Origin of the sequence: Escherichia sp. MOD1-EC6162 (assembly GCF_002965125.1) — a bacterium.
GTDB classification, from domain to species: domain Bacteria; phylum Pseudomonadota; class Gammaproteobacteria; order Enterobacterales; family Enterobacteriaceae; genus Escherichia; species Escherichia marmotae.
This window is the reverse complement of record NZ_PTSB01000017.1, coordinates 41,736-58,982: the sequence shown is the minus strand read 5'-3', so window position 1 is coordinate 58,982 and position 17,247 is coordinate 41,736. Positions and strand designations below refer to the sequence as shown.

General features: G+C 51.0%; 17 protein-coding genes. 8 read left to right on the top strand and 9 right to left on the bottom strand.

From position 1 onward, the window contains the following. Positions 1–10 precede the first annotated feature (10 nt). Entirely contained in the window at positions 11–391 is a 381-nt protein-coding gene (locus tag A9587_RS15140; protein WP_000032592.1) for a DUF2628 domain-containing protein, read from the top strand. 42 nt (positions 392–433) lie between these two features. Here the strand turns inward: A9587_RS15140 and corA are convergent, their stop codons facing one another. After that, entirely contained in the window at positions 434–1,384 is a 951-nt protein-coding gene (corA, locus tag A9587_RS15135) for a magnesium/cobalt transporter CorA (protein WP_000947160.1), read from the bottom strand. A gap of 151 nt (positions 1,385–1,535) precedes the next feature. After that, positions 1,536–1,592: a protein YsgD gene (gene ysgD / locus A9587_RS25070; RefSeq protein WP_211180520.1), complete on the bottom strand. Its 57-nt coding sequence runs from the start codon at positions 1,590–1,592 to the stop codon at positions 1,536–1,538. A 191-nt stretch (positions 1,593–1,783) separates the two neighbouring features. Here ysgD and A9587_RS15130 point away from each other — a divergent pair, with 191 nt between their 5' ends. Then, positions 1,784–2,518, top strand: coding sequence for a phosphodiester glycosidase family protein (locus tag A9587_RS15130; protein ID WP_228929139.1), 735 nt, complete (start codon positions 1,784–1,786; stop codon positions 2,516–2,518). A 156-nt stretch (positions 2,519–2,674) separates the two neighbouring features. On the opposite strand, the gene uvrD is transcribed toward A9587_RS15130, so the two are convergent. From uvrD to lptM, 6 genes are all read right to left on the bottom strand, one after another. Then, complete coding sequence (uvrD, locus tag A9587_RS15125) at positions 2,675–4,837, bottom strand: DNA helicase II (RefSeq protein ID WP_001517382.1); 2,163 nt, start codon at positions 4,835–4,837, stop codon at positions 2,675–2,677. A gap of 82 nt (positions 4,838–4,919) precedes the next feature. After that, positions 4,920–5,636, bottom strand: coding sequence for a 5-amino-6-(5-phospho-D-ribitylamino)uracil phosphatase YigB (yigB, locus tag A9587_RS15120; protein ID WP_105263719.1), 717 nt, complete (start codon positions 5,634–5,636; stop codon positions 4,920–4,922). After that, entirely contained in the window at positions 5,636–6,532 is an 897-nt protein-coding gene (gene xerC / locus A9587_RS15115) for a tyrosine recombinase XerC (protein ID WP_000566225.1), read from the bottom strand. Before xerC ends, yigB begins: the two co-directional genes overlap by 1 nt. Then, a complete protein-coding gene (locus A9587_RS15110; RefSeq protein WP_105263718.1) occupies positions 6,529–7,236 on the bottom strand; it encodes a DUF484 domain-containing protein in 708 nt (235 codons plus the stop codon). The genes xerC and A9587_RS15110 overlap by 4 nt, the downstream gene beginning before the upstream one ends. After that, positions 7,233–8,057 (bottom strand): diaminopimelate epimerase, encoded by an 825-nt coding sequence (gene dapF, locus A9587_RS15105; protein ID WP_001160644.1) that lies wholly within the window; start codon positions 8,055–8,057, stop codon positions 7,233–7,235. Before dapF ends, A9587_RS15110 begins: the two co-directional genes overlap by 4 nt. Positions 8,058–8,093: 36 nt before the next feature. Beyond that, on the bottom strand, positions 8,094–8,297 hold the full coding sequence (gene lptM / locus A9587_RS15100) for an LPS translocon maturation chaperone LptM (protein WP_000799886.1): 204 nt from the start codon (positions 8,295–8,297) through the stop codon (positions 8,094–8,096). A 188-nt stretch (positions 8,298–8,485) separates the two neighbouring features. On the opposite strand from lptM, the gene A9587_RS15095 reads away from it, so the two are divergent. From A9587_RS15095 to cyaY, 4 genes are all read left to right on the top strand, one after another. Continuing rightward, on the top strand, positions 8,486–9,955 hold the full coding sequence (locus tag A9587_RS15095; RefSeq protein ID WP_016249444.1) for a hypothetical protein: 1,470 nt from the start codon (positions 8,486–8,488) through the stop codon (positions 9,953–9,955). Beyond that, positions 9,952–11,235, top strand: coding sequence for a hypothetical protein (locus A9587_RS15090; RefSeq protein ID WP_016262694.1), 1,284 nt, complete (start codon positions 9,952–9,954; stop codon positions 11,233–11,235). Before A9587_RS15095 ends, A9587_RS15090 begins: the two co-directional genes overlap by 4 nt. After that, entirely contained in the window at positions 11,223–11,648 is a 426-nt protein-coding gene (locus tag A9587_RS15085) for a hypothetical protein (RefSeq protein WP_001517387.1), read from the top strand. The genes A9587_RS15090 and A9587_RS15085 overlap by 13 nt, the downstream gene beginning before the upstream one ends. Positions 11,649–11,730: 82 nt before the next feature. Then, on the top strand, positions 11,731–12,051 hold the full coding sequence (cyaY, locus tag A9587_RS15080; protein WP_001517388.1) for an iron donor protein CyaY: 321 nt from the start codon (positions 11,731–11,733) through the stop codon (positions 12,049–12,051). 577 nt (positions 12,052–12,628) lie between these two features. Here the strand turns inward: cyaY and cyaA are convergent. Next, complete coding sequence (gene cyaA / locus A9587_RS15070) at positions 12,629–15,175, bottom strand: class I adenylate cyclase (protein WP_001517390.1); 2,547 nt, start codon at positions 15,173–15,175, stop codon at positions 12,629–12,631. Between the two features lie 385 nt (positions 15,176–15,560). Between cyaA and hemC the strand changes: the two genes are divergently transcribed. Together hemC and hemD are read left to right on the top strand one after the other, a co-directional pair. Then, positions 15,561–16,502 (top strand): hydroxymethylbilane synthase, encoded by a 942-nt coding sequence (gene hemC, locus A9587_RS15060; protein ID WP_061090337.1) that lies wholly within the window; start codon positions 15,561–15,563, stop codon positions 16,500–16,502. Next, positions 16,499–17,239: a uroporphyrinogen-III synthase gene (gene hemD, locus A9587_RS15055; protein WP_105263717.1), complete on the top strand. Its 741-nt coding sequence runs from the start codon at positions 16,499–16,501 to the stop codon at positions 17,237–17,239. Before hemC ends, hemD begins: the two co-directional genes overlap by 4 nt. The last annotated feature ends 8 nt before the right edge of the window (positions 17,240–17,247 follow it).

Genomic DNA, 17,247 nt, shown 5'->3' with positions numbered 1-17,247 from the left:
GGGAGTATTTATGAGTAAGGAATATATGAACGATGGTTCATTAACTGAAAAATGGAAATTTCGATTTAATTTTTATGAAAAACATGGTTTTCCTGGATTCTGGGGAGCAACACCTGAATATAAAACAGCATATAAAGAATTAAAAATAAGACAACGATTAACTATTCAAATGAATTTTATTGCTTTCTTCTTTTCCTGGATATATTTATTTGTTCTCGGGTTATGGAAAAAAGCGATTATAGTTCTATTACTTGGCATTTTATCTCTATTTGTCGGTGCATTAATTGGCGTTAACATTCTGGGAATTGTTGTAGTAGCCTATGTTGCTGTTAACACGAATAAATGGTTCTATGAGAAAGAGGTAAAAGGATTAAATACCTGGAGCCTTTGAATGACCGGTGGCTTAGCCTGGCTAAACCACCATTCTCGTTTTTTACAACCAGTTCTTCCGCTTAAAGTACAGATACGGCGCCAGGCCCGCGAGGATCATAAAGATAATTGCGCCCGGGTAGCCGAAAGTCCACTTCAGTTCCGGCATAAACTCGAAGTTCATCCCGTAGCTGGAAGCGACCAGCGTCGGCGGCAGGAACACAACGGATACCACCGAGAAGATCTTGATGATGCGGTTCTGCTCGATGTTGATAAAGCCCATCGCCGCCTGCATCAGGAAGTTCACCTTCTGGAACAGAGACTCGTTATGTGGCAACAGGGATTCGATATCTCGCAGGATCTCGCGCGCCTGCTCCAGTTGCCCACCCGGTAAGCGCGCTTTGCGCACCAGGAAGTTGAGCGCACGCTGGGTATCCATCAGACACAGGCGAACTTTCCAACCGATATCTTCCAGTTCTGCCAACGTGGAGAGCGCCTCGTCGTACTCATCGCCCTGACGCCCTTCCATAATCACCCGGCTCAGTTGCTCCAGATCGCTGTAGATGTTTTCAATTTCATCTGCCAACTGTTCAATTTTGGTTTCGAACAAATCCAGCAGTAACTCGTAGGCGTTACCGTCAACCATCGACTGGCTACGGGCGCGCATACGATACAGACGGAATGCAGGCAACTCACGCTCACGCAGGGTAAACAGGCGGCCATCACGGATGGTAAATGCCACGGTGGAGTTACCGGCGTGATCTTCCGCATCTTCAAAGAAGAAGAAGGAGTGAATATGCAGGCCGTCATCGTCTTCAAAGAAACGTGCCGATGCTTCGATGTCTTCCAGTTCCGGGCGAGTTGCCAGGCTCTGGCCAAGTTCAGATTGTACGCGCAGTCGCTCGTCGTCATCCGGTTCGACAAGATCAATCCATACTGCATTGACAAGGGGTTGTGACTCTTCGACTTCCAGCCGGGTCAGTCGGTTATTTTCCAGTTGAAATGCGCTCAGCATGACCGGGACTCCCAATGCTTAAAATATCGGACAGTTCGGTGGGCACACAGAAACATATTGGGTTTCAGACCATTAAACAGCCTGACTCAGCGCGACGGGAAAAATTGAGGTCGCTGACAACCGCTAAGGCTATCAGCAAAAGGGGATAGCCTTAGGAGTTGATCCTGGATGACAGGATAGTGAGCCAGTATCTACTGGGTGTGTCCAAGGCGAATGTCCTCTTAGAGTGATCGTGCGCGCATGTTACGCCAGCAAAATTTTGCCGTCAACACGCAACGGAACACCACAGAACAATAGTTGAACTTCGCGCTTTTCGGTACTCGTCAAGGTCATTAACAGGATAAAAAAATCCCACATCCAGAACCTATAATGGCGCATTGACTACTCATTGGTAAAGGAATGATCACCTTGAATCTCAAACGGATTTTTCTCACTCTCACCTTACTCCCCTTGTTTGCTGTTGCCGCTGATGACTGCACGCTCTCCGATCCGACGCTGACCGTACAAGCGTATACCGTCAATCCCCAGACAGAACGGGTGAAAATGTACTGGCAAAAAACTAATGGCGAAGCGTGGGGAACATTTCATGCGCTGCTGGCTGATGTTGACAGCCTGGGGCAAGTGCAGATGGTGATGAACGGAGGTATTTATGATGAAGGTTATGCGCCTCTCGGTTTGTACATCGAAAACGGTCAACAGAAGGTAGCGTTAAATCTCACCTCGGGGGAAGGTAATTTCTTTATTCGTCCTGGCGGCGTGTTTTATGTTGCGGGAGATAAAGCCGCTATCGTTCCGCTGCAGGCATTTAAAGCCAGTAAAGATATTCAGTTTGCGGTGCAGTCAGGGCCGATGTTGCTGGAGAATGGCGTGATAAATTCGCGTATTCACCCCAACGTCGCGTCGCGCAAAATCCGTAACGGTGTAGGGATTAATAAACAAGGTAACGCAGTATTTTTGCTCAGTCAGCAGGCGACAAACTTTTATGATTTTGCCTGCTATGCCAAAGCGAAACTGGATGTCGGGCAGTTGCTTTATCTTGATGGCACTATCTCACATATGTATGTGAAAGGCGGCACGATCCCCTGGCAACGTTATCCCTTCGTCACCATGATTTCCGTCGAGCGGAAAAGTTAGAACGATAGTTTTATGTCAGATACTGAATATGGTGCAGATGCCGGATGCGGCGTAAACGCCTTATCCGGCCTACATGACGTTGCAATTTATTGAATCTGCATGATTTTGTAGGCCGGATAAGGTGCGCAGCACCGCATCCGGCAACGGAATCGTAAATTACACCGTCTCCAGCCGGGCGTAAGCCGCCACCAGCCATTTAATACCCTGGCCCTGGAACGCCACCTGCAGGCGGCTATGCTCGCCGCTGCCTTCCATATTGACGATAGTCCCTTCACCAAACTTGGCATGGCGCACACGCTGGCCGAGTTTGTAACCGCTGTCGTTCTCAGCCAGTGGCGTACCCATACGCTGATGACTGACCGGACGACTCACCGTAGCGCGTAATCGCACCTCTTCCACACATTCTTCCGGCAGCTCACCAATAAAGCGCGACGGGCGATGGTAAACCTCTTTGCCATACAGCCGGCGAGTTTCCGCATAGGTCAGCGTCAGTTTCTGCATCGCACGGGTTACCCCAACGTAGGCCAGACGACGTTCTTCTTCCAGACGCCCACCTTCATCCAGCGACATCTGGCTGGGGAACATTCCCTCTTCCATACCGACGATAAATACCTGCGGGAACTCCAGCCCTTTCGCTGAGTGCAAAGTCATCAACTGCACCGCATCCTGCCAGGTATCCGCCTGCCCTTCACCCGCTTCCAGTGCCGCATGCGAGAGGAAAGCCTGCAGCGGCATTAAATCTTCATCTTCTTCGTTGTAGCTGAACTGGCGCGTTGCTGTCACCAGTTCCTCTAAGTTTTCAATACGCGTCTGGCCTTTTTCGCCTTTCTCCTGTTCATACATGGTACGCAGGCCAGAGTCTTTAATTACCCGGTCAGTCTGTACATGCAGCGGCATATCGGCAGTTTCTTGCGCTAAGGCGTCAATCAGTTCCATAAACCGTTGCAAGGCGCTGGCAGCGCGCCCAGCGAGGGCTTTTTCCTGTAACAGTTCACGACACGCCTGCCAGAGAGTTAGCTGGCGATCGCGCGATGTCTGGCGAACTACGTCCAGCGTCCGATCACCAATACCCCGCGTTGGCGTATTCACCACGCGCTCAAATGCCGCGTCATCGTTACGGTTGGCAATCAGGCGCAGATACGAGAGCGCATCTTTGATTTCCTGGCGTTCGAAGAAGCGCATACCGCCATAAATACGGTACGGCATACTGGCCTGCAATAAGGCTTCTTCCAGCACACGCGACTGGGCGTTGCTACGGTAGAGAATGGCGCACTCAGCGAGCGCCCCGCCATTGTCCTGCCAGGTTTTGATGCGGTTAACCACAAAACGCGCTTCGTCGAGTTCGTTAAAGGCACAATAAAGGGAAATCGGCTCACCGTCCGCGCCATCGGTCCACAATTTTTTACCTAAGCGTCCATTGTTGTTTTCAATCAGGGCGTTGGCGGCGCTCAGAATGTTACTGGTGGAGCGATAGTTCTGCTCCAGACGAATAGTTTCGGCACCAGGGAAATCATTGAGGAAACGCTGAATATTCTCGACCTGCGCACCGCGCCAGCCATAAATTGACTGGTCATCATCACCGACGATCATCACTTTGCCGGTATCACCCGCCAGCAGGCGGATCCACGCGTACTGAATGTTGTTGGTATCCTGGAATTCGTCCACAAGGATATTGGTAAAACGTTCGCGGTAGTGTTGCAGGATATGCGGCTTGTTAAGCCACAGTTCGTGGGCGCGCAGCAGCAGTTCAGCGAAGTCCACCAGGCCCGCGCGGTCACACGCTTCCTGATACGCCTGATAAACCTTCTGCCAGGTTTGCTCTACCGGGTTACCGTAGCTCTGAATATGATGCGGCCGCAGGCCTTCGTCTTTCTGGCTGTTGATGTACCACATTGCCTGGCGCGGCGGCCACTGCTTCTCGTCGAGGTTCATCGCTTTGATCAAACGCTTGAGCAGGCGCAGTTGGTCTTCGCTATCGAGGATCTGGAAATCCTGCGGTAGGTTAGCGTCCATATGGTGCGCACGCAGCAGGCGGTGCGCCAGCCCGTGGAAGGTGCCAACCCACATGCCGCCCTGGCTGGTGCCCATCAATTGCCCGATGCGATGGCGCATTTCCGCCGCCGCTTTGTTGGTAAACGTCACCGCCATAATCGAGTACGGCGAGCAGTTTTCCACGCTCATCAGCCACGCAATACGATGCACCAGAACGCGCGTCTTACCACTGCCCGCGCCCGCCAGCACCAGAAGATTGCTGCGTGGCGCGGCCACCGCTTCGCGCTGTTTGTCATTAAGGCTTTCGAGCAGGTAAGAAACGTCCATTGGCACCGCCGCGTAAAAATGTTGGGGCGGAGAAGCGCAACGCCCTCCGCCAAAAAGCTGGGTATATATACAGAGTTGCTGATTATATCAGCGAGGTCAGAGATGCCAACCGGGAAATTTCCAGATGCGGCAGTAAACGGCTGTCCCAGGTTTGCATCAGATCGCCATTTTCCGGTTTGATCCAGCACGCCTGCATTCCGCTGCGAATTGCCCCACCAACGTCGGTGGTGAGATCATCGCCAACATGCAGGATCTCACCGATCGGCACATTGAGTTTTTCTGCCGCCAGAAAGTACATATCGCTGAACGGTTTCGAGCGCCCGTGCGGGCCAGCACGCAGCACGAACTCAAAGTAATCGCCCAGGCCAAACAATTCAGGCTGGGCGTTACCGTTGGTGATCGCCACCAGCGGCCATTTCTTCGCCAGTTGTTTTAAGGTGTCGTGAGTTTGCTGCGGCACATCAATACGGCTGCGCCATTTGGCAAAGTTGATCATCGCCGCGTGTGCGCCTGCACTGGCCTCTTCGGCACTCAGCCCGGCGTCGAGCATGGCTTGTTCGATAGAACGAAAACGCCAGCGCGTCACATCATGATAAATCTCTGGTTCCGCTTCCCGTACCGCCTGGCGCAGACGTTGCAGATCTTCATTCTGGAAGCTACACAGCGCCGGATGATAATTTTGCACAAAGATAAGTGCTTCTTGCTCGGTACGTTGGATCACCGGACGGTTATCGTAAAGGGTATCATCCAGGTCAAAAGTGAGCGCCGAGATGCGCCCCAAAGGCCGGTAAAAACGCATTATTTCCCCCGTTTGGCGCGTGGATGCGCCGCATCGTACACCGAGGCAAGGTGTTGAAAATCAAGATGAGTATAGATTTGCGTGGTGGAGAGGTTGGCATGGCCCAGCAGCTCCTGCACACCACGAAGATCGCCGCTCGACTCCAGCATATGCGTGGCGAACGAGTGACGTAATTTATGCGGGTGAACGTGATTATTCAGCCCTTGTTTTATGCCCCATTCGGCAAAGCGTTTTTGCACATTACGCGCGGATATGCGTTTCCCCTGTTTCGACAGGAAAAGCGCATCGTCTTCGCAACCAAACAGGTCACGCAAATCAAGCCAGTGCTCAATCCACGCCACCGCGTTGCGACCAATCGGCAAACGACGTTCTTTGCTGCCTTTACCCATCACCCATACTTCACCGGACTCCAGGTCGAGGTGTTTGATGTCCAGCCCCACCAGTTCGGAAAGACGCAGACCTGCACCGTACATCACTTCCAGCATTGCCCGGTCGCGCACGGCGAGGGGATCATTGATATCGATATCCAGCAGCCGATTCATATCATCGACATCGATATTTTTTGGCAGATGGCGTGCCGCTTTCGGTGCCGAAACACCTTTCGCCGGGTTGGCTTTGAGTTCGTTCTGGCTGACCAGCCAGTCAAAAAAGCTACGTAGCGCAGAGAGGCGTAATGCGAGGCTTGCTGCTCCCAGCCCTTTACGACGACTGCGTACAGCAAAATTACGCACCATCGTCACATCACATTGTTGCCAGCTTTGCAGGTCGTTTTCACTGGCAAAATTGATGATCGCCTCAAGCTGGCGTCGGTAGTTAAGCAGAGTTATCGGGCTAAGTTGACGCTCCACGCTCAGATAGCGTAGATAGCGTTCCACATCGGTATGTAAATCGATCATACGCGTTCAATCCAACGATCCAGAAGCTCCGGCATCATCAGCGCAATTTCATGGAGTAACTGCGTTCCTTGCCCTTGTTGATAGTGACTGGCATCCCGGCTGGTGAACAGTACGACACCTAAATCAGCATCACTTCCCAACATCGACATCGCTACTGATCCCACCGCTTTCGCTTCCGGCAGCACCACCAGCAGTTCAGGCCCGTTAAGCGGCCCCAGATAATGCTGTTCCTGCCCCAGACGCTGAATACGCAGTGGTTCAAAAGCCTGACGACTCAATGCCAGATAGGTATAGTTCGACGGCGCGCCTAAACGCCAGCGATCCGGGAACAGACGCAGACTCGCGCCCGCCAGACCGAGATCGCGTGCCCAACGGTGAAAGCGCATTAGCATATCGTCGAGACTGCTGGCAGCAGTGAGAGTGCGCTGCAGATAAAGTAAGCGATAAAACAGGCCTTCGTTGGCGGTAGCCTGTTCCATCAACAGCGCCATATTCTCTTCCAGAACATGAATATGGTTACGCGCGCGGGCCATATGCCATTCGACGAGTGAAACGGTGCCACGTACCGGATGCGGCACCCGAATTGCCTCTACTGCGTGCGCATTGCGGATAAAAAACTCAGGATTTTTAATCAGATAATCGACAACCGCTCGGTCATCAAGCTCCGTGAGTGTTTCCTGTAGTTCTTCCCCTGGTTGCTTCATAGATGAATAAATCCGTCGTAAACATGTACTGCCGGACCCGTCATATATAACGGATGACCCGGACCTTTCCAGGCGATATCAAGGCGACCGCCAGGGAGTTCCACACGTACTTCTTCGGCCAGCAAACCTTGCTGAATCCCTACCGCTACTGCCGCACACGCGCCGCTGCCACAGGCCTGAGTTTCTCCTGCCCCACGTTCATAGACTCGTAAACGAATATGCTCGCGCTTAACCACTTGCATAAAACCGATATTGGCACGTTCCGGGAAGCGTTCGTGGTTTTCCAGAACAGGGCCTAGTGTTTCTACCGCCGCAGTATCGACATCATCGACCTGAATCACGCAGTGTGGATTACCCATTGACACCACGCCGCATAAGATTGTCTGCTCGGCGGCGCGCATAATATAGGTCTTTTCCGCTTTGTTGGCGCGAAACGGCACGGCGGAAGGTTCGAAATTTGGTTCGCCCATATTTACCCGCACCAGATCATCATCGGTGACGGTCAGCACCATCCGACCATTGGCGGTGCTAACGCGAATATCACGCTTATTGGTCAGCCCTTTCAGGCGTACAAAGCGGGCAAAGCAGCGTGCGCCGTTGCCGCACTGCGCCACTTCACTACCGTCAGCATTAAAAATACGATAGTGGAAATCGAGTTCTGGATCGTAAGGCGGCTCGACCACCAATAGCTGATCAAAACCCACACCCAGGTGCCGATCCGCCAGACGACGAATCAGATCCGGTGAAAAAAAGACATTCTGCGTTACCGCGTCGACGACCATAAAATCGTTGCCAAGGCCATGCATTTTCGAGAACTGCATTATCTACTCCATTCACGCGGGTACAGAAACTGACTTTTAGTAATTCACCTGAGATGGGCCATCGCCAGTGGCGCGGTCGTTTTTATCCGGCAACGTGGATTGCGTTTGCGTATCTACCGGTTTGGTCGGCGGTGGCGCGTTTTTATCTGCGGGCGGGAAATAGAGCGGACCTTTCAGACCGCAGCCCGTCAGGCTGAAAAGAGTCAGTAATACAGTGAGTGCCTTAAACACGTTTTTCATTATGGATTGCCTGTAAAGTTCATCGCTTTCTGCTTTCTATCATCGCAGGAGAAGACGTAAAAGCAAGCGTTTAGCGACTCTTTATGAAGTCTGAAAAGTGAGGAATTGCTGCGAGTATAACGCTTACACGCAGGGATTTATGTTTTGCTGGTGGTTTCGTGATCGACACCTCGCGCCAGGATGGCTTTATGCACTATCGCAATGTGGTTTGTTTGTTGTCTTGTTCGCTGTTCTTATCGTCAGCATGGGGATGTCGGCTTGATGAGCCTGAACATAATATTTACCAGCAACAGGAAAAAGGCGTGGTGTACTTGCGCCCTTATGAAAAGACCAATCTTTCGCTACCGCAGATTAACTACAAGCGTCTGCATCTGTTACCGAATTTGTTAATTGACCCAACAAAACTGGAAGATTGGGAAACGGTGCCCCCGGCAACCGATCTCACGACAGACGTTGTCTACAGCGGCGTAAACGCAACATTTCCCCATTACTCTTACTATAGCGATGGTCGCGCTATTCTCTACGCTGGTGAGGTGGTGCAAAACCCTCCAGGCACGCCGCCAGTCGATATCTCGTCATTTCAGGCATGGGGGGATTTTGCCGCAGATAAGTACAGCCTCTATTACGAAGGCAAACGCACCGATAGCAACCAGCAACTAAACCGCCGAACGTTGCGTCAGGTAGAATTTAACCCGCAATGGAAACCAGACTGGCTAGGTTTGATTCTCCGTGACAAGCACTATCTTTACGCAAATGGTCAGCGCCTTGATGATCCCAACACCTTTACGGTACTGGCACAAAAGTCATGGGATCAGCGCGGTAAATTCTCTACAGCATTCAATCCCTGCCTTCCTGCCCCATTTGGCCCCTGGGATACCCTTGCCCGAACACGGACCAAAATCCTGATCAACGGCGAACAACTGGATGCCGACCCGGACACCTTTTCCGTCGTGCGCTGGATGCCCGGCTCACTCTTGACCTGGCGTGATAAAAACGGGCTACAGCGTAAGGTCCTCGACAAGGAAAATCTGGCCTGGTATGAGGATTTAACAAAGCACTGTCTGGATTTTTCTCTGCTGGAAAAGAAAGTGTTCTGGCGTAAAGGGCCTGCTTGTAAACAGGAAGAATTACCCGGACTCGATCCTGAACAGTTCCACCCCATCAGTGATGCTGTCGCCCAGTATCAGGACTCGCTTTATACCATCATCGAAACAGAGTCTGGTGACCGCAAGCTGGAGATCGTGAAACTTGATGATCCCAATCTTATTATCAACAAACGTTTCAACGCCGGGAAGCGCCACGGCTATTTACTTACGCGTGCCGAAGGGTGGCCAAACCATTCCAGTTTACACGTGTTTGAATCTGACGGACCGCTGATCTTACTGGATAACCGCTCTCCGGATGAACGCGAAGCCCATCTTAATGACCATCCCTTTTTACGCAGATGGTATGCCCGCGATAACCGCTACGTTTACAGCTTTGATGGCGCGCAGCTCTGGCGATACCGCACCGCTGATCCGAAACAAGTTCGCTTAATCTGGAAGGAACAACATTCGGGATATGGCTATGGCGTAGATTACAAAACGGGATATCTGGACGGAAAAATTACCGATGACGGCGAATTTATTCCTGCCCCGCGCAATGAGGCGACAAAATGAATAGTCAAATAATCACACTTGCACTCATCCTGTTGGGGCACGTATTTCTGACACCTGCCGTACAGGCCATAGGGTTCGACTATTACAATGATCACGGTGTCATGTCTTACGGTAAAGGTAATTGGGAGGATAAGAAAATCATTGCCCAATTTCCGGAGATGAACAGGGCCGATTTGCGCCTTGTGAAAAATATATCCGGGGAGACGGGTTATATACCTTCCGATGAAATAAGCATAGAAAATGAGGAATACCACTGGGTGACAGATGGCCGCGTTATTCTCTGGCGTGGCAAAATTGTTAGCAACCCACCGGGAACACCTACTGTCGATATTGCCAGCTTTCAGGCTATGGGCCGCTTTGCGGTCGATAAATATAGCCTCTATTTTGACGGACAACGCACCGAAAGTAATAGCGGCGCGTCACGTGTTGATCTGGCGACGCTAAAATCTATCGAAGGTAACACTACCACGTTGGTGGATAGTAAAAATCTCTATTTGTCTGGTCGACGTCAGGGAAGCAGCAGTGATGTTACTGTATTAGAAAAAAGATGGTGGGGTATTAATCCACGTCTTATGGGTGTAAACAGAGAAATGTATTCCAATGATCTGCTTATCCGCAGTGGGCAGAACATTTATTTAAATGGTGTTCGCCTTGCAGCGAATGCAGACTCATTTGAGATAATTCGCTGGATACCTCATTCACTGCTGGTTTTTCGCGACAACAATGGTTTGCATCGTTATCCCTTTGGTCAATTATCAGGCAAGGCAATACCCGTAGATGATGACGTCTCTTTTGAAGTAGGGGAAAGTCGCGTTCGCTGGCGTAAACAGCTCACGCCCGACCGTCAGTGGAGCCAGTGGATAGACCTACCAGGTATTGAACCTGAACAATTTCATCTGATTACTGGCAATATTGCGCAGTATAAAGATCGGCTGTATGTAACAAAATTATCGACATTTGGTGAAGACCAGCTTGAGATAATCCCGCTGGATACGCCAGACCTGGTCATTGATCGCTCATTTAATAGCGGCAAACAACATGCTTATTTTATCCGCCAATTACGGTCAAAAAGCGTGCAAATTATTCCAGTTAACGGTCCGCTAACTAAAAACGATCGCTTTGCTTATGACGATCGCAATGTTTATACATGGACCGATACAGAGGTAAGGATTACACCCTCCCCCTGCCCAGCGAAAACACGCGTCAGAGAAGAGAATGTCCGTGAAATTCATAACAACGACATTATGATTATTACAGAGGAACCAGGATGCAAAAAATAGCCTTACGGATTGGCATAGCTCTAAGCATAATGGCCGCAAGCAGCTTCAATTACGCGGCCACAAGCAAGATACAAAAACTAAACGTCATCCTGGATGCAACGACATTAAGCACTGACAGCGATGAGATTAGCCGTCCCCTCGACATTAATGATGATGGCATTTCCGAAACGCTTAACTGCACGTATTCACCTTCCACGCCTCCCGCTGCCTGCGGGAAAGATGATTGTGGATATACCGCGAGTGACGCACCAACTATGGCTTGCAGTATTATGACCCCAGATAACTCCAGAATTAACATTGATTATTTTTGTAGCAAAATTAGCCTGATGAAAGAAAAGAATCATGGCCTACACGACCTGTTATGCGACGAGGATACAATCTTGCGTTGGAATGGGACGAGGTATGAAGGTTAAGTTTTATAGCCGAACCATGTTGATTTCACTGTTAGACGAAACAACTTATACTGCCGCCATCACTTAAAAACAGGATACAACAATGAACGACAGTGAATTTCATCGCCTGGCAGATCAACTGTGGCTGACCATTGAAGAACGCCTGGACGACTGGGATGGCGACAGCGATATCGACTGCGAAATCAACGGCGGCGTGCTGACCATTACCTTTGAAAACGGCAGCAAAATCATTATCAACCGCCAGGAACCGCTGCACCAGGTGTGGCTGGCAACCAAACAGGGCGGCTACCATTTTGACCTGAAAGGCGATGAGTGGATTTGCGACCGTAGCGGCGAAACCTTCTGGGATTTGCTGGAACAGGCCGCGACGCAGCAGGCAGGAGAAGCGGTGAGCTTCCGCTAAAATTCTTTGCCGGATGCGGCGTAAACGCCTTATCCGGCCTACAAATCCTGCAAAATTATAGAGTTGGGTGAAAAGCGCATTTAGCGGATCATATAGGGAGTTTGCCGCTATACATCAGCTTCGCCATCTGGAATAACCACTCGCCACCGCGAAAATCCCCCCCCCAACAAGAGCCACTATAAAAAAAAGAAAACCTGCTCCATATAACCACCAACTCAATTCATACAAAACGTGGTAGTTATCACAGGAAATCAGCACGTCGGGGCACTCAACACCGTACTTACCGCCATCACCCCATCGTTCATAATAAGACTCTCGCCATACCAGAATACTTACTCCACTCGCTACGAGCGATAACAAACAACCCGCCCATAACTTACGAAATATTGGGTAACTAAACATAAAGATGACGCTGAGCAGCGCCTCTATGACACCCCAAATAATAGACAGGCTCGTCATTCCCCAGTCACTGTGCATAATGTCCTCTCCCTGATGTAATTTCAGGGAGCAACTTTAGTGAGGGAAAATGAAATCAGCGTGAAGTCAGAGGCGGAAATTGAATTATCCGGCACGCTCATCACGAAAAATACTGCTGTAACAGCGGCGTATCGTTGTCCTGATTGGCTGGCGGCATGTTGCCAATAGATTTGGTACGGAACGGAATGACCTGTTCGCGACCATCGACCTTCACAATCTGGTAAAACTGCGGCAGGTTAAAGTTGATGAAACTGGAGCCGTAAGTGAAACGATCGTGCGATGACGAGTAGAAGCGACTGACATCACGCACCAACTCCTCTTTGCTACCCTCGCAGTGGTGATACACCTCAACGCGGTTACTTTCGTCGAGAATGTAGATATTAAAGCCGTTCTCATCGTGTGTTTCTTCGAAGAAGAACTGGATGATCCCTTCGCTGGCGAAGCCGTCCACCACCGCCGGTAATTTAACGTGATTAGTCTCAACCTGCACTGACAAACCATGCAGTTTGTTATGCGAGATCGCGCCATAAAACTCGATGGCATTTTCCAGTTTCTGTACCGATACATTCAGGCGTTCGAAGAACAAACCCCAGGTCTGGCCAGAAACGCGCAACGCTTTAAAGCGCCCGGTTTCCTGGCGGGTGCTGGAAAGACGCAGTTCAATGCACTCAGAAACCAGTTGCTGCACGCGAGTACGGATTAATCCGCGCAAATGCTGGCTATAACAGAACACTTCCACGCTATCAGGGGGTGCAGCGTCCTGATGCATTTTGCCGAGGATGGTTTTCAGGGCTTCAATCATCGACTGCTCGCCGTTGAAATGCAGCGTGCGCACTTCATTCCATGAGTTGCGATACAGCAGGTCAACACTACCCACCAGACATTTTTGCTCTTCGCCAAAGCTGAAGACGTCCAGCTTACGGAAATCGAAATGTACTACCTGATTACGAAACGCTGTCGTCGGGTCATATTCCAGGTTGACGATAATCGCCAGATGGCGGATCTCACAAGGACTGTAGAGCGCTTTCGGTGTCGGCGCAGGTAAGCGCAACGGGAAATGGTGCGACACATCAGCCACCATCTCTTGCAGCTTAGGCAGATCGACAATGCCGTTGCCTTTAATGTACAAACGGGTGCGCGAGGTCAGCAGTCCGTTAAACCATGCCCACGCCACCAATTTGTTCAGGTAACGGTTATATTCCAGCGGTTGATGGCTGATGATCGACTCAATTGTCGGCGCACGGTTATACAAATACCAGCCAGAGCGATTAGCACGCCCCGGCGGTACATAAATAAAGGTCAGATTTGGCTCGGAAAGATCCGGTGAAATCTGCGGGTTTACCAGCGTCACTTTCCCCGGTAATGCTTCAAACGCAGCGTACAGTTTACGCGTCAGCACACCGATATCCTGCGGGCTGGCAGAAACGCTAAGGTTATTGCGACGCGCAAAGCGGATCAGATTACGGTAACTCTGCATCATCGCATCGAGCAGTTCGTTGTGCGCTTCACGCACCTGATCAATCTTCCAGTTAGCGCGGTTATCCAGCATCGTCAGGCGAGATTCGTCCCAACTCCACTCTTTCACCAGTTGGCTTAACACTTCACGACGCCAGCCCACGCAGGCGCGTTCGCGGCTTAATTTTTCGCACACTTTTAAATAAAAGCAGCGGCGCACCAAATCCAGACGGGTGAAATCTTCAATCGCCGTCAAATATTCGGTAACGCGCTCCAGCATCATGCAGTACGGATCGAGGCCAAATGACACTATCTCGCCGTCGTGCAAACGCTGTTTGATATCTTTCGCCAGCAGGCGTGGATTAGGGTATTCCCAGGAATAGGCTTCCAGCAGCAGTGTTTTCAGCACCGCTTTGTACGGGGAGTCGATACTTTTGTAGAGCTGCCAAAGGCTGGCACCGAAGTACTCTTCAGCAGAAAGCGAGCTTAAACCACCGAGATCCAGCCATTCATTTGGCGTCAGTACGCCCTGCGCGTAAAGCGTCATTACATAATCATCGTAATGCTCTTCTTCGTCGCACGGCACCATATTCCACAGAATACGCTTACCGGCGAGACGCACGGCGGTACGGTAAAATTCATCAAGTAGCAGTATATGCTGGGTGGAGCCACAATCTTCGCCCCCCAGACTGCCACTTTCGTTGTGGCGGAAACGGTTTTCATCAATCAGGAAGAAGCTAACTTCCACCCCCAATGAGGCGGCCCAGCTTTCCAGCAAGCTGCATTTACGTTGCAGTAACTGACGCTCTTCGCTATCCAGCCACGATTGATGGCAGACCCAGATATCCAGATCAGAGGAACAACTTTGCCCTATGGACGAGGTGCTGCCCATTGTGTATACGCCAGTAATTGGAAGCTCGCCTTTTGGCGGGTCCTGTACTGACATTCCACGATACAGTTCCAGTTCGTTCAGGTAGTGGCGTTGGGTTTCATCAGGCGTATAAAGGCAAATGCCCTTGGGAACGTTACCATCAAGGTAACCCGGCATTAGCGGATGGTGATAGTGCAACAATGTCGGCAGCAGACTGTAGACCTGTTGGAATGCAGGCCCCATAGCAGCAAGCGCGCGATCCACGCGCAATTGATTTATGGCATCCAGTCTCTGTTTCAGAGTCTCAATATAGAGGTACAAGACGTATCGCCTGATTTGCTACCCGTCATGTCTGTGATTCCGGCAACATCAACGGAAACACGCGGCATTCGGGATATTTCGTATGTCAAAGGTAACCGTACCACTTTCCGCGCCTGGTTTTTTTAGTTTCACGACGAAAAAATGGTCTAAAACGTGATCAATTTAACACCTTGCTGGTTGACCGTAAAGAAAGATGCGCTACATACAAGTGTAGCACTGTTTATTCTCTGTAAATTCCTTATTACGACGGCTTGAAGCGCCTGTCAGGATCCACCGCCTGGCTATATTTTACGTTTTGCTCAGGCATCTACGTTTCACCACAACACTGACATCGCTCCGGCAAGGATGTTAGGATGGACCATGGATGATAATGACGGTAACAAGCATGTTAGACAATGTTTTAAGAATTGCCACACGCCAAAGCCCACTTGCACTCTGGCAGGCACATTATGTCAAAGACAAGTTGATGGCGAGCCATCCAGGGCTGGTGGTTGAACTGGTGCCGATGGTGACGCGCGGCGATGTGATTCTTGATACGCCGCTGGCGAAGGTAGGCGGGAAAGGCTTATTTGTGAAAGAGCTGGAAGTCGCGCTCCTGGAAAACCGTGCCGATATCGCCGTACATTCAATGAAAGATGTGCCGGTTGAATTTCCGCAAGGTCTGGGGCTGGTCACCATTTGCGAGCGTGAAGATCCTCGCGATGCCTTTGTCTCCAATAACTATGACAGTCTGGATGCGTTACCTGCGGGCAGCATCGTCGGAACTTCCAGCTTACGCCGTCAGTGCCAACTGGCTGAACGCCGTCCGGATCTCATTATCCGTTCTCTGCGCGGCAATGTCGGTACTCGTCTGAGTAAACTGGATAATGGCGAATACGATGCCATTATTCTTGCCGTGGCTGGCTTAAAACGTTTAGGGCTGGAGTCACGCATTCGCGCCGCGCTGCCGCCAGAAGTTTCTCTTCCGGCTGTAGGACAAGGTGCGGTGGGCATTGAATGCCGCCTTAATGATACGCGCACCCGCGAGCTTCTTGCCGCGCTCAATCACCACGAAACTGCACTGCGCGTCACCGCCGAACGCGCCATGAATACCCGTCTTGAAGGCGGTTGCCAGGTGCCGATTGGTAGCTACGCCGAACTTATTGATGGCGAAATCTGGCTGCGTGCACTGGTCGGCGCACCGGACGGTTCGCAGATTATTCGCGGTGAACGCCGTGGTGCGCCGCAAGATGCCGGGCAAATGGGCATTTCGCTGGCAGAAGAGCTATTGAATAACGGCGCACGTGAAATCCTTGCTGAAGTCTATAACGGAGACGCTCCGGCATGAGTATCCTGGTCACCCGCCCGTCTCCCGCTGGAGAAGAGTTAGTGAGCCGTCTGCGCACACTGGGGCAGGTGGCCTGGCATTTTCCGCTGATTGAGTTTTCCCCTGGTCGGCAATTGCCACAACTTGCCGACCGGCTGGCGGAGCTGAGCGAAGGCGATCTGTTGTTTGCCCTTTCGCAACATGCCGTTGCTTTTGCCCAGTCACAGCTACATCAGCAAGGTCTTAAGTGGCCCACCCTACCCACTTATTTCGCTATTGGCCGTACCACGGCGCTGGCGCTGCATACCGTGAGCGGACATGAAGTTCGTTATCCGCATGATCGGGAAATCAGCGAAGTCTTGCTACAATTACCTGAATTACAAAATATTGCGGGAAAACGTGCGCTAATTTTACGTGGCAACGGCGGTCGTGAGCTGATTGGGGAAACCCTGACGGCACGCGAGGCTGAAGTTACTTTTTGCGAATGTTATCAACGATGCGCCATTCATTACGATGGTGCAGAAGAAGCGATGCGCTGGCAGTCCCGCGAAGTGACAACGGTCGTTATTACCAGCGGTGAAATGTTGCAACAGCTCTGGTCGCTGATTCCACGATGGTATCGTGAGCACTGGTTACTACGCTGTCGACTACTGGTCGTCAGCGAGCGTCTGGCGAAACTCGCCCGGGAACTGGGTTGGCAAGACATTCAGGTCGCTGATAACGCTGACAACGATGCGCTTTTACGGGCATTACAATAACTCTCATA

Excerpts from the sequence above, each read along its gene's own strand:
- hemC (WP_061090337.1), top strand. The coding sequence starts at position 15,561 with ATGTTAGACAATGTTTTAAGAATTGCCACACGCCAAAGCCCACTTGCA.
- A9587_RS15085 (WP_001517387.1), top strand. The coding sequence starts at position 11,223 with ATGCAAAAAATAGCCTTACGGATTGGCATAGCTCTAAGCATAATGGCC.
- A9587_RS15130 (WP_228929139.1), top strand. The coding sequence starts at position 1,784 with ATGATCACCTTGAATCTCAAACGGATTTTTCTCACTCTCACCTTACTC.
- A9587_RS15110 (WP_105263718.1), bottom strand. The coding sequence starts at position 7,236 with ATGAAGCAACCAGGGGAAGAACTACAGGAAACACTCACGGAGCTTGAT.
- A9587_RS15095 (WP_016249444.1), top strand. The coding sequence starts at position 8,486 with ATGCACTATCGCAATGTGGTTTGTTTGTTGTCTTGTTCGCTGTTCTTA.
- yigB (WP_105263719.1), bottom strand. The coding sequence starts at position 5,636 with ATGCGTTTTTACCGGCCTTTGGGGCGCATCTCGGCGCTCACTTTTGAC.
- A9587_RS15090 (WP_016262694.1), top strand. The coding sequence starts at position 9,952 with ATGAATAGTCAAATAATCACACTTGCACTCATCCTGTTGGGGCACGTA.
- dapF (WP_001160644.1), bottom strand. The coding sequence starts at position 8,057 with ATGCAGTTCTCGAAAATGCATGGCCTTGGCAACGATTTTATGGTCGTC.
- uvrD (WP_001517382.1), bottom strand. The coding sequence starts at position 4,837 with ATGGACGTTTCTTACCTGCTCGAAAGCCTTAATGACAAACAGCGCGAA.
- xerC (WP_000566225.1), bottom strand. The coding sequence starts at position 6,532 with ATGATCGATTTACATACCGATGTGGAACGCTATCTACGCTATCTGAGC.
- lptM (WP_000799886.1), bottom strand. The coding sequence starts at position 8,297 with ATGAAAAACGTGTTTAAGGCACTCACTGTATTACTGACTCTTTTCAGC.
- cyaY (WP_001517388.1), top strand. The coding sequence starts at position 11,731 with ATGAACGACAGTGAATTTCATCGCCTGGCAGATCAACTGTGGCTGACC.
- corA (WP_000947160.1), bottom strand. The coding sequence starts at position 1,384 with ATGCTGAGCGCATTTCAACTGGAAAATAACCGACTGACCCGGCTGGAA.
- hemD (WP_105263717.1), top strand. The coding sequence starts at position 16,499 with ATGAGTATCCTGGTCACCCGCCCGTCTCCCGCTGGAGAAGAGTTAGTG.
- A9587_RS15140 (WP_000032592.1), top strand. The coding sequence starts at position 11 with ATGAGTAAGGAATATATGAACGATGGTTCATTAACTGAAAAATGGAAA.